This window comes from Photorhabdus akhurstii, from assembly GCF_019090985.1.
Taxonomy (GTDB): Bacteria; Pseudomonadota; Gammaproteobacteria; order Enterobacterales; family Enterobacteriaceae; genus Photorhabdus; species Photorhabdus akhurstii.
Map to the genome: position 1 here is coordinate 5,390,475 of NZ_CP020335.1, position 12,432 is coordinate 5,402,906.

Genomic DNA, 12,432 nt, shown 5'->3' on the forward strand with positions numbered 1-12,432 from the left:
ATAATTGAATCAATTCCGGTCAAAAAAATCACAAATGGCATTAAGTGCCTGGCTACGTAATTTATCTTTTTCAAACAGGATCTCATGACGCGACCCTCGAATAATCAAAGGTGATTGTCCTTCGATGAAATCCTTCACTTTGTTACGTGATTCACAAAAAGCCCGTAATTTCCAATTGTTAACGACCTTATCTTCACTGGCTTTTAAAATTATCAATGGTGTCTCAATTTCTCCGGCTTTTTCTATCAGCATGTCGCCAATCCAAATACTTTCCCGTATCCAGTGATATGTCGGACCACCTATACGTAATTCCGGATAATCCGCGTAATAACGGAGGTAACGGCTATAACGTTCGTAACTGTGTGTCAGAAGGTTTATCGAATAAGGCAACGGACGCCATTTCCCAGTTAGCACCGCATAATGGTTACGCATATCCGGCCGCTTTTCAGCCCGGTTAACCAAGAAAGTCGCCAACCAACGTGGCATAGGAAAGTTAATACCAAACATAGGAGCACAAAGGGCTGCTGCATCAAATATCTGGCTGTGACGTAATAAAAATCCCCCTAATATTGCCGCCCCCATTGAATGGGCTAACGCATAACAGTGAGAATAATGACGAGGAAGAATTTCTTTTTCGATAAATATTTCAACGTCATTAATATAGTCATCAAATTTTTCTACATGCCCTTTTTGTGGATCTGCAAGCATCCTGCTGGATCGCCCCTGTCCACGATGATCAATAATAAATACGTCATAGCCAAGGTGATAAAAATCAAATGCCACTTCCGAGTATTTGATATAACTTTCACTACGACCTGGAAAGATAACAACCGATCTATAATTTTTTATTGTTGCACAAAAACGGACATAACGTATCAGTATATTATCTATACCGATAAACTCACACTCTTCCCTGACCTGCCAAAAGTCTAATAACGGCCCGTTGGCAAAAGCAGAGAACTGTGCCTCACGATTGAGCCAGCTTTCTTTTAACATTTCTGGCGTCATCAATTATCCTCAGACTATTCAAGCTCCTCTAGATGTTCACAAATTAAGGCCATAAAGACGTTACCAAAACGCTCCAGTTTACGTTGCCCCACGCCGTTGATTAATAACATTTCATCAGCCGTAACCGGGCATTGTTCTGCCATTTCAATCAACGTGACATCATTAAACACAACAAAAGGCGGGATATTTTCTTCGTCAGCAATAGATTTCCGTAATCTACGTAACTTGGCAAATAGTTTGCGATCATAATTACCACTATATGATTTACTTTGCTGATTACGCCCTTTCAGATTCTGTATTCGTGGAACAGCCAGTTTTAGTGAAACTTCACCACGCAATATCGGACGCGCAGCTTCCGTTAATTGTAATGCAGAATAGTTGGCGATGTTTTGACTGATAAAGCCTAAATGAATAAGCTGCCGCAATACACTAATCCAGTGTTCCTGACTCTGCTCTTTACCGATACCATAAACCGGTAAATTATCATGTCGCATATCACGGATACGCTGATTATTCGCGCCTCTAAGTACTTCAACAATATAGACGATACCAAAGCGCTGTCCAACCCGGTAAATACAAGAAAGCGCTTTTTGGGCATCCACTAAACCATCATAATTTTTCGGCGGATCAAGGCAGATGTCACAGTTACCACAAGGGGTTTGCTTACTTTCACCAAAGTAGTTCAATAACACTAGACGGCGGCAAGTTTGTGCTTCGGCAAAAGCCCCCATCGCATTGAGCTTATGCCGCTCAATATCCTGCTGTGTACCCGCCTCTTTCTCTTCCAGACAACGGCGAAGCCATACCATATCCGCGGGATCATAAAACAGCACCGCTTCCGCCGGCAAACCATCACGTCCAGCACGTCCCGTTTCCTGATAATAGGATTCGATATTACGTGGAATATTGAAATGCACCACAAACCGAACATTAGGTTTATTAATTCCCATACCAAATGCCACGGTTGCCACCACTACCTGCAAATCATCACGTTGAAATGCATCCTGCACCCGCGCACGCTGGCTGTTGTCCAACCCGGCATGGTATGGCGCAACACTTAAACCACGTTTTTGTAAACGCTCTGATATCTCTTCAACTTTGTTACGGCTGTTGCAGTAAACAATGCCGCTTTTACCTTTTTGACCGCGAATAAATAGCCACAGTTGATCTAATGGTTTGTATTTTTCTATCAAGGTATAACGGATATTGGGACGGTCAAAACTGCTGATATGGATAAGTGGATTATTAAGATTCAGTAGTCGGACAATATCATTGCGGGTAGTTTCATCTGCGGTCGCCGTCAACGCAATGACAGGTAATGTCGGAAAGCGTTGCCTTAGCTGTCCCAACGCCCGATATTCCGGCCGGAAATCATGGCCCCACTGTGAAATACAATGAGCTTCATCCACAGCCAGCATTGCGGGTTGCCATTCCAGAAGTTGCTCAAGGAAGTTATCCATCATCAAGCGCTCAGGGGCGATATACAGCAATTTAACCATTCCCTGACGGCAACGCCGGATTACATCAATTTGCTGTTCACGGGCCTGAGTTGAATTCAAGCAATCCGCCGCAACGCCATTTGCCCGCAGTTGATCCACCTGATCTTTCATTAAAGAGATCAACGGCGAAACAACCAAAGTTACCCCTTCCTGTACCAGCGCCGGAATTTGGTAACACAATGATTTACCGCCACCAGTCGGCATAATGACCAAACAGTCACGCCCTTCAAGAATGGTATTGATAACTTGTTGCTGGCCAGGCCGGAATTGCAAATAACCAAAGGTTTTCCGCAATACCTGCTCTGTCAGTGATATCGTATTAATGACCTCTGCGGTAGACACGCTTTTCCTCAACCATATTAAAAAATCACAGACGCTTTTCAAAACGTCTGGGCATTATGCTATCTCACTCTCGAAATAATTACAGCATGTCATTGAACATCATCTCGGTATAAAAGCAGGTTTAATTAAAGGTTACAGCCGATCAAAAATTCTCCCCCAATTCATCTTACTCATCCCAATGCAGCGCCATAACGCCGCATTTTTGACTGCTATTTAGGCAAAAATAGAGTAAATCCTTACACTTACACAGTTGTTAATGATAATAATTTGTATTAATGTTATCAAAATTGAATACCCCAAAAGTCACCTGTCTAAGAGAATCGGAATGAATACCAGGAAAAAGAATGCTTATATTCGAAAGTTTCAGAATTAAGCGTACCGATTTGTTTCCAGTGTATAGCGACTATGTTGGATAGGATTTTTGATTATGAATAGGGATTGTTATCACCATGAGTTCACTACATATTAACTCTGATAATCACACTCTGCACCTCAACGCAGAGAACTGGCTCCATGCCAATCGCCACCTGGTGACAAAAATATTACGTGAGCTGTATCACGAAAAATTGATTAATCCTACCTATCATGAACAGCAACAGTATTCTCTGGCAATAGGTGACTACCAATACCATTTTCAAGCGGAGGCTTATCAGCTCGATCATATTGATATTGATGCCGCATCCGTAACCAAATTCAAGGAGAAGCAATCTCAGCCGCTTGATGCCATTCAACTGATTATTGAGTTGTATTCGCTACTGGAAATCCCGGAAAAAATGCTGCCGATTTATCTCGATGAGATATCTAGCACCCTCTACGGTCACGCTTTTAAATATCAGTACAACCGACTGACAGCCCAAGATTTAGCTCATGCTGATTATCAAGTTGTTGAAACGGCAATGAGTGAAGGCCATCCGGTCTTTATTGCGAATAATGGCCGCATTGGTTTCGATGCCGATGATTATCAGCGCTATGCGCCTGAAAGCGCCAGCCCGGTGACTTTAATCTGGATTGCGGTACACAGGAATAAAGCTATTTTCTCCGCGCTATCCGATCTCTCATACCAACAATTAATAGAAGAAGAGCTAGGGAAATACCTGCCGGCGCAATTTGAACGTCATCTTAATACGCTGGGATTATGTCCATCAGATTATTATCTGATGCCTCTCCATCCCTGGCAGTGGCAGCACCGTATTGCCATCAGCTTTGCGGCAGATATTGCCAATAGTAATATTGTTTATCTTGGCGAAGGTCATGATCGCTACCTCGCACAGCAATCTATCCGTACTTTCTTCAATATTACTCAACCGAAGAAGAACTACGTTAAGACCGCCCTCTCGGTATTGAACATGGGCTTTATGCGCGGGCTCGACCCACACAGCATGGTCACAACCCCATCAGTCAACGAATGGCTCAGTAACTTAGTCCATAATGACAGTTTCTTCCAACAGAAAGGTTTTACCGTACTACGGGAACGTGCTGCTCTCGGTTATTTCAATAACTACTTTGAATCAGCTATTAAAAAAGACAGTCCACATAAGAAAATGTTGTCAGCGCTGTGGCGCGAAAGCCCAATGACGCTGTTGAAAGATAACCAACGCTTGATGACAATGGCTTCGTTGCTGCATGTTGATCATCAAGGTAATTCCGTCATTGCCGCTTTAGTAAAGGATTCAGGTTTAAAATCAGAAGAGTGGGTGTCACGTTATCTCGATGCTTACCTTTCTCCATTATTGCGCTCTTTCTTCACCTATGATCTGGTGTTTATGCCACATGGCGAAAACCTAATGTTGGTATTGGATAATAACAGCCCGACAAAAATGTTGATGAAAGATATTGGTGAAGAAATTGCTATTTTGAATGGCGATCTTCAACTGCCTAAAGAGATTAATTTCCTACATGTCACTATCGAAGACGACATGAAGATTAACTATATCTTCCTTGATATTTTCGATTGTTTCTTCCGCTATCTGATTCCACTGTTGCAAAAAGATCTCAATCTACCAGAAGAGCATTTCTGGTCACTGGTTGCACGCTGTGTCCATAATTATCAATCACAACATCTACATCAGATTGAGAAATTCCGTAAGTTCGATCTGTTTAAGCGGGAATTTGTTCGTACCTGTCTGAATCGTCTGCAAATGGCGAATAATCAACAGATGATCGATCTCGACGATCGTGAAAAGAATCTCAAATTTGCCGGAACTTTAGTTAACCCGCTATACGCTTTGCGCCATGAATACTCGGTTACTCTTCATCAGGTCGAGCAGCAATAAATAAAAATATCAACATAGATAAATACCAAAAGACTTAATTCGGGGATGGAATGAATAGTAAGAAAGTGATGTATCCGTTTTTGCAAAAGGATTCTATGATTAAAAAAACAACTCTTGCAATGACTATACAGTTAGTACTGATGGGAAATAGTTACGCAATTACGGAAAGTGCGCAAAATACAAGCGATAAAACCACTGCCCAAAATGACAAGATACTCGTCACTGCTTCACGAGCAGAACATGAAGGCGTGACCGAAGACACCGGGATGTACAATACCACGTCGATGGTCACCGCCACCGGACTGAATCTTTCAGCGCGTGAAACGCCACAAACTGTCAGTGTCGTGACCAAACAACGTATGCTTGACGAAAATCTGGACAGTGTTAATAGCGTCATCGATAGCACAACCGGTATGAGTGTACGCCAGTTTGATAGCGATCGTTTCGGGTTTACTTCTCGTGGCATGAGCATCAATAACATCCTGCGTGATGGGGTTGCGACCTACTACGATACCCGCTTTAACTATGGTGACAATCTTTTGGATGCTGACCTGTTTGATCGTATCGAAGTGGTACGTGGAGCGGCCGGCTTGATGGTCGGCCCAGGCAATCCTTCGGCAGCCGTTAACCTGATTCGTAAACGTCCGACCCGCGATTTCCGTGGCGAATTCTCTGCCGGAGCGGGTTCTTGGGATAAATGGCGCACTGGCCTTGATCTCTCCGGCCCGTTAAATGACAGTGGCAACCTACGCGGACGTTTTATCACAGCTTATCAAGCAGCCAACTCCTTTATAGATCGCAATAATCACGAAAAATATCCGTTCTATGGCGTTCTTGAAGCGGATTTGACAGAAAATACCTTGCTGACTATAGGTGCGGATTATCAACGTAATCACACCCGTGGCGGTATGTTTGGTGGTTTACCAATTTATTTTGCAGATGGCAGCAAAACCGATTATAAACGCAGCGACAGCTATGCTCCTGATTGGGCTTTCTCAAAGATTCGGTCTTTCTCTACCTTTACCAGCCTGCAACACAACTTTGACAATGGCTGGAGTATAAAGGGCACCTTTACTTACGATAATAATACACTCGACGAGAAGGTTCTGTGGGCAAATCAAACTGATTTTCCTAACCGCATCACCAATATGGGTATTAAACCAGGTAGTATGACACTTATTGATGGCAGTCGCCGTCAGCAGAATTACGATCTACAGGTGAATGGTGACTACCGATTATTTAGCCGTACTCATCATGTCAGTTTCGGCTTAAACCACCAGCAACAGGATTTCCAGAACGATTACTTCAGCGCAACTTGTATGCTTACACGTCCAAATAGCTGTCCAGGGATGGGTGACTTCACCTCCCCTGGCTGGCAATATCCTGAACCAGAGTGGAGTAATACGCGAACTTCTGGTTCAAAAGGGCGTAATGAACAGACCGCAGGTTATGCCGTTACTCAGATTTCTCTGGCAGATCCACTGACTTTGATCCTCGGTGGTCGAGTAACCAGTTGGCAGACTCGCGGTGATAATTTCAATACTCCACAGAATGCCAGCTATAGTGACGAATTTGTTCCTTATGGCGGGCTAATCTACAACATCACTCAAGATTTATCGGTTTACACCAGTTACACCGAAATATTCAACCCAGAAAACCGCCGCGACCGCAATAATAAGTTACTTGCCCCAGTATCAGGACAAAACTATGAAGCGGGTCTAAAAGGTGTCGCTTTCGATAATAGTCTCGATTACTCGCTAGCACTGTTTGAAATCCGTCAGGATAATCTGCCAGAGGCAGATACCGTGAAGTTGCCGGATAATTCCATCGCTTACTATGCGATAGACGGCACCAAAACCCGCGGGTTCGAAGCAGAAATCAGTGGTCAACTGACAGATAACTGGCGTCTTTATACTGGTTATACGCAATTCCGGGCAACAGATCCTAATGGTGTGCGAATCAATACCAATACGCCAAACAGGCTGTTTAAACTGTTTACCACCTACACCCTGCCAGGTGCGATGAGCAATCTGACCATTGGTGGTGGTGTTACTTGGCAGGATAAAACCTGGTCAACAGTAAAAGGGCCTGAAAAGACCTCAATGCAAGCGAAACAAGACAGTTTCGCGGTGGTTAACCTCATGAGCCGTTATCAATTCACGCCGGATCTCTCTTTGACGGTTAACCTGAATAACGTCTTTGATAAGACCTACTATACTCAGTTCGGCCAATATTCTCAGTATTACTATGGCGCACCTCGCAACATTGAAGCGATCTTGCGTTATAAGTTCTGAGTTTAAAGTCATAATGACACTGCGGACGGCAAACCTTATGTTTCTATTTATTTGAAGGAAGGCAAACAATGAAATTGAAGCGTTGCAAAGGGTTTGCCGTACCGCTGATGCTATTGATCAGTCTGTTGGCTGGCTGTGATAAGTCAGCCAGCACAAACAATGCACCGCCAGATCAGCCTGGCTATCCCAAACAAATTACTACCGCATTGGGTACGGCGGTGATTACACATCAACCTCAGCGGGTTGTCGCCCTCGGTGCGGGAGCGGAAGATATCGTACTGGATCTCGGTATCGTGCCGATCGGTATTGAATCCCATCGTTGGGGTGGAGATGAACAAGGCTATCTGCCGTGGTTTAAACAAGCGGTGCAACAGCGGGGCGGCACTTTACCCACCGTAATAGACATGTATCCTGAGTTGGACATTGAGAAGGTCATTAACCTTAAGCCTGATCTGATCGTGGCAACCCAATCAGGCATCACCCAAGAGGTTTATGACCATTTATCACATTTCGCCCCAGTGATCGCTTATCCTTCTCATCCCTGGCTTACGACACCACAACAACAAATTGAATTAATTGCTCGTGCGCTAGATAAACAGTCGCAAGGAGAAAAGCTCACCACCGAGCTGAATGCTACATTACGTGAGGCAAGCAATACCATCCCACATATCAATCGCTATACTTTCGCCTATATCAAGGCGGGTATCAGCAGTAATATGCTATCGATATACGTCAAAGGCGATCCTCGCGTCGATACCTTAGTCCATCTTGGTTTAACGCTACTGCCATCGGTTAGCACACTGGCCGATCCCTTCGGTAGTTTCGCCGCCAATATAGGACTGGAAAATGCGGATTATCTTAATGGCGCTGATATCTTAGTAACTTGGTTCAATAATGAACAAGAACGTAAAGCAGTGGAAGCACAGCCGTTATTTCAATCCATCCGAGCTGTACATCAGGGAGGTTATATTCCGCTAACCGACCAATCACTGGTTGTTGCTATGTCTTACGGCACACCGCTTAGTTTGCGCTGGGGTTTACCACAATTTATGCCGATTCTGGCAGAGGCAATTAAATCATCATGACAAATCCTAAACGCCGATTCCTACTGCTGCTTGGCTTAGGTCTCATGATACTGCTGACCTTCATTTGTATTATTGCCAGTCTGAGTTTGGGAGCAAAAACGTTGCCACTCTCAACCATATGGCATCACTATTGGTTAGGCGACAGCGGCAGCTATAGCGATCTGGTCATCAATGCCCGCAAACCACGCACGTTAATCGGCATTATGGCTGGCGCCGCACTGGCGCTTTCCGGGGCCGTAACGCAAGGATTGCTGCGTAATCCGTTAGCCGAGCCGGGCTTACTGGGTGTTAACGCCGGAGCGGCTACTGTGGTTGTCAGTTTCTCTTTCATCCCCATGCTGGATGAACTTCCGCGCTTCTGGACAGCATTTATTGGCGCAAGTCTGGCTACATTGTTGTTCTACCTGCTCAGTGGCGGACAACGTAATAGCAATCCGGTGCGCATGGTATTAACCGGTGCCGCCATTAACGCCTGCTTATTTGCTTTTGTCCAAGGCGTTGTATTAATGAATGCCCATGTATTGGATAACTACCGCTTCTGGACCATCGGATCGCTCAGTGCAATGTCTCTGGCAGAAGCGAGTTCGCTGATACCTTATCTGTTATTTGCCTTGATATTGACCCTTTCACTCAGCTCTTCCCTGAATGTGATGGTGTTTGGTGAAGGTATCGCCAGCTCACTTGGCGCTAATGTTGCCCGCACCCGCGTATTGTCACTTATTTCCGCCACCATGCTGGCGGCGGTGGCTACCGCGATGGCAGGCCCTATTGCCTTTATTGGCTTAGCTGCGCCTCACTTGATGCGGGCTTTAGTTGGCAGCGATTTCCGCTGGCTACTGCCCTATTGCTTGTTCGCTGGGCCTTGCCTCTTGCTCACTTCCGATATATTGGCACGGTTGGTAATAGCCCCCGGGGAGATCATGGTGGGAATTATCACTGCGGGAATCGGTGGACCGCTGCTCTATCTGGTTATTAAGACCCATCGTGGAGTTAATTATGTCGCGGATTAACCTATCTAGACCGACAAAAATTCGCACCTTTATGTTGGGAACCGCTGTTTTTCTTGTGCCTCCACAACGGACTCAAAGAGCCATCTTGTTGATATTGTTACTACTTGCAGCGCTGTTTTATCTCTCTCTGGCACTGGGTAAGCAAGGTCTTGATAACCTTTGGCTAGCAACCTCAACCCCTTATCAGGAATTTATTCTCACACAGCTACGCTTACCCCGCGCATTAGTGGCTATCGGCGCAGGTGCAACTCTGGCACTCTCAGGTTCACTTTTTCAACTGACGACCCGCAACGCACTCGGCAGCCCAGATATTATCGGCGTTAATGCCGGCGCTGCTGCTGGCATAGTCGCCACACTGATCATCTGGCCTGGCGTATTGCCGATTCCTTTAGGTGCGCTGCTAGGGGCCAGCTTTGCAGTACTGTTGGTCTACGCCGGGAACATTAGTCGCTCTGGACAGATGCAGACAACCAAGATTGTCATCTCCGGGATTGCTATCGCCGCCCTCTGCATGGCATTTGTTAATTTCGCTATTTCGAATGTACGCCTTGAGCAAGCACAGCAACTCGCTTCGCTGCTGCACGGCAGCCTCGCCAATCGAGGTTGGCAAGATGTTGGGTTAATTTATGGAACGATACTGTTCGTCCCTTTTCTCCTTTGGTTAGGACGGCAATTAAACTACGTCAATCTCGGCTATGAAGTTGCCAACACGCTCGGTGTACCAGTCCGTACAATTCAGCTTATGAGTTTGTTACTAGCGGTACTACTGGCCTCTATGGCGGTACTGGTTGTCGGGCCAGTGGCGTTTATCGCACTTTCCGCGCCGCAAATTGCCCGCCGCTTGGTACGGGCAAAAGGTGCCGCTCTTTTTTGTTCAGCATTGATGGGAGCATTACTACTGCTCGCTTCTGACTTAATTACTTTGCTGCTTCCTACTTCGGCACGTCTGCCAGTAGGCATTATCACCGCAGGGGTAGGCGGTGTCTATTTGATGTATTTGCTGTACGCTGAATTAAGGAGAACAAAGTAATGTCACTTGATATGAATTCCCCAACTAGCGCTTCACGATTGACCACCCAAGATCTTTCGCTGGCATACGGAAAAAAGACGATTGTTGAGTGCTTGAATATTGCTATTCGTGATGGTGAATTCAGCGTCATCATTGGCCCGAATGGTTGTGGAAAATCGACCCTGCTACGCGCTATTAGCCGAGGTATCACGCCACAGCGCGGTGAAATCCTGCTCGATGAGCGCAATATTCGACATTACAAACCCAAAGCGGTAGCACGTGAGCTATCTCTACTAACACAAGGGGCAGTCATCACCGAAGCGTTGACCGTATACGATTTGGTTTCACGTGGACGTTACGCTCATCAATCCTTTTTACGACAGTGGTCAGCAGAAGATGAACAAATCGTTAATGAAGCTTTACATGCAGTCGAACTACAGGATATGTCACATCGGTTAGTGAGTGAACTTTCCGGCGGCCAGCGTCAACGCGCCTGGTTTGCGATGACCTTGGCACAGCAAACACCGATCGTACTGTTAGATGAACCGACCACTTATCTGGATATCACTCATCAGATTGAAATGCTCGATCTCTGTCAGCGTTTACATTTACAGGGAAAAACGTTGGTGCTGGTACTGCACGATATCAACCTGGCACTACGTTACGCTTCACATTTAATTATGATGAAGGATGGTAAAATTTATGCCGAAGGGGTACCAGAAGAGATTATCAACGAACAGAGTATCGCCGATGTGTTTGGTCTCCCTTGCCGTATTATTTGTGATCCAGAATCAGGTAAGCCACTGATTATTCCAAAATATAATCCCATCTGAGCCGGGAGTGAGCTGCCTATAGTTTTGCTGTATTAACAAGCAATATAGGCGCCCAAAAGATTTACTACTTGATAATGACAATGATAATAATAATAATTATCATAATTATATTTACAATGATTAGTCATATGTAAGATACTACAATCAGGCAGTATGAACATGTAAACAGGGAGTTGGTGGTGTCAAATACAAACGATTCAATTACCCCTTTAACCACAGTGGTAATTGAAGATATTATCCAGTTATTTGAACAAACGTTTAGCCATTTTACTGCCACCATGAGAGTAAATGCAGATAATATCCCTGTTGCCAGCATGAGTTTCCCCCAATGGTCAGATACAAGAGAATTTCCGGTATTAATTCAGCGCTATCAGGATGAATACTACGGTGACAACAATATAAAACCTAACCAAAAAGCGCTGTATTCTTTATGGGCGCAATGGTATTTTGGTTTGGTTATTCCCCCGATGATGTTAATGTTGCTGGAATATCCACAAGCAGTGGATACTCATTACAATCTTTTTCGGGTTGAATTCCATGACAGTGGCAGGCCAGATATTGTTTACTATCATTTAACTTGGTTGAATGAAACACCTTCATCGTTACTCCATCGTCATTATTCTCTCTTGGATCGCCATATTATTCCGGTATGTGAAAAGATCGAATCATATCAAGGGATAAATGGACGGCTCCTATGGAATAATATCGGTTATATTATGCATTGGTATCTTGCTGAATTCAGCACAAGAATAAATAGCAAGTTATATCAAGAGATTATAAATGGTCTTTTCATGGAACCACAACTACCCGATGGTAGAGATAATCCACTTTATCGTACTGTTATCTTACGGCACAACAATATGCAGCGTCGCACTTGTTGCCAAAGAAATAAACTGCCTGGCGTCGGTAATTGCCATGATTGCCCTTTGGAATCCAAGGTAGAAAGTAGACACTAACATTCTATTCTATAATTTTTAATTCTTATCTGTTCCGGCAGAAAGAGATTATTATGATTTAATCGCGCTACTATTCAACAGTTATTTAATCTAACCAAATACTACACATAATAAAATCAACTA

General features: G+C 44.6%; 9 protein-coding genes. 7 read left to right on the top strand and 2 right to left on the bottom strand.

Annotated features, from left to right (window positions below):
* Window positions 1-9 precede the first annotated feature (9 nt).
* Both pldB and recQ read right to left on the bottom strand, forming a co-directional pair.
* Window positions 10-1,008, bottom strand: a complete 999-nt coding sequence (pldB, locus tag B0X70_RS23170) for a lysophospholipase L2 (protein WP_036809984.1) — start codon at window positions 1,006-1,008, stop codon at window positions 10-12.
* 14 nt (window positions 1,009-1,022) lie between these two features.
* Entirely contained in the window at window positions 1,023-2,849 is a 1,827-nt protein-coding gene (gene recQ / locus B0X70_RS23175; RefSeq protein WP_036809981.1) for an ATP-dependent DNA helicase RecQ, read from the bottom strand.
* Between the two features lie 449 nt (window positions 2,850-3,298).
* On the opposite strand from recQ, the gene B0X70_RS23180 reads away from it, so the two are divergent.
* From B0X70_RS23180 to fhuF, 7 genes are all read left to right on the top strand, one after another.
* Window positions 3,299-5,122, top strand: coding sequence for an IucA/IucC family protein (locus tag B0X70_RS23180; protein WP_217470495.1), 1,824 nt, complete (start codon window positions 3,299-3,301; stop codon window positions 5,120-5,122).
* 50 nt (window positions 5,123-5,172) lie between these two features.
* The gene (locus B0X70_RS23185) at window positions 5,173-7,416 is read left to right on the top strand and encodes a TonB-dependent siderophore receptor (protein ID WP_152662910.1); all 2,244 of its coding nucleotides are present in this window, start codon (window positions 5,173-5,175) and stop codon (window positions 7,414-7,416) included.
* 68 nt (window positions 7,417-7,484) lie between these two features.
* Window positions 7,485-8,501, top strand: coding sequence for an iron-siderophore ABC transporter substrate-binding protein (locus B0X70_RS23190; RefSeq protein WP_046395011.1), 1,017 nt, complete (start codon window positions 7,485-7,487; stop codon window positions 8,499-8,501).
* Window positions 8,498-9,511 (top strand): FecCD family ABC transporter permease, encoded by a 1,014-nt coding sequence (locus B0X70_RS23195; protein ID WP_040150952.1) that lies wholly within the window; start codon window positions 8,498-8,500, stop codon window positions 9,509-9,511. The genes B0X70_RS23190 and B0X70_RS23195 overlap by 4 nt, the downstream gene beginning before the upstream one ends.
* Window positions 9,498-10,541: a FecCD family ABC transporter permease gene (locus tag B0X70_RS23200; protein WP_046395010.1), complete on the top strand. Its 1,044-nt coding sequence runs from the start codon at window positions 9,498-9,500 to the stop codon at window positions 10,539-10,541. The genes B0X70_RS23195 and B0X70_RS23200 overlap by 14 nt, the downstream gene beginning before the upstream one ends.
* Window positions 10,541-11,353: an ABC transporter ATP-binding protein gene (locus tag B0X70_RS23205; RefSeq protein ID WP_217470496.1), complete on the top strand. Its 813-nt coding sequence runs from the start codon at window positions 10,541-10,543 to the stop codon at window positions 11,351-11,353. Before B0X70_RS23200 ends, B0X70_RS23205 begins: the two co-directional genes overlap by 1 nt.
* Before the next feature lie 179 nt (window positions 11,354-11,532).
* Complete coding sequence (gene fhuF / locus B0X70_RS23210) at window positions 11,533-12,309, top strand: siderophore-iron reductase FhuF (RefSeq protein WP_046395008.1); 777 nt, start codon at window positions 11,533-11,535, stop codon at window positions 12,307-12,309.
* Window positions 12,310-12,432 lie beyond the last annotated feature (123 nt).

Excerpts from the sequence above, each read along its gene's own strand:
- pldB (WP_036809984.1), bottom strand. The coding sequence starts at position 1,008 with ATGACGCCAGAAATGTTAAAAGAAAGCTGGCTCAATCGTGAGGCACAG.
- B0X70_RS23180 (WP_217470495.1), top strand. The coding sequence starts at position 3,299 with ATGAGTTCACTACATATTAACTCTGATAATCACACTCTGCACCTCAAC.
- B0X70_RS23185 (WP_152662910.1), top strand. The coding sequence starts at position 5,173 with ATGAATAGTAAGAAAGTGATGTATCCGTTTTTGCAAAAGGATTCTATG.
- B0X70_RS23190 (WP_046395011.1), top strand. The coding sequence starts at position 7,485 with ATGAAATTGAAGCGTTGCAAAGGGTTTGCCGTACCGCTGATGCTATTG.
- B0X70_RS23195 (WP_040150952.1), top strand. The coding sequence starts at position 8,498 with ATGACAAATCCTAAACGCCGATTCCTACTGCTGCTTGGCTTAGGTCTC.
- B0X70_RS23200 (WP_046395010.1), top strand. The coding sequence starts at position 9,498 with ATGTCGCGGATTAACCTATCTAGACCGACAAAAATTCGCACCTTTATG.
- B0X70_RS23205 (WP_217470496.1), top strand. The coding sequence starts at position 10,541 with ATGTCACTTGATATGAATTCCCCAACTAGCGCTTCACGATTGACCACC.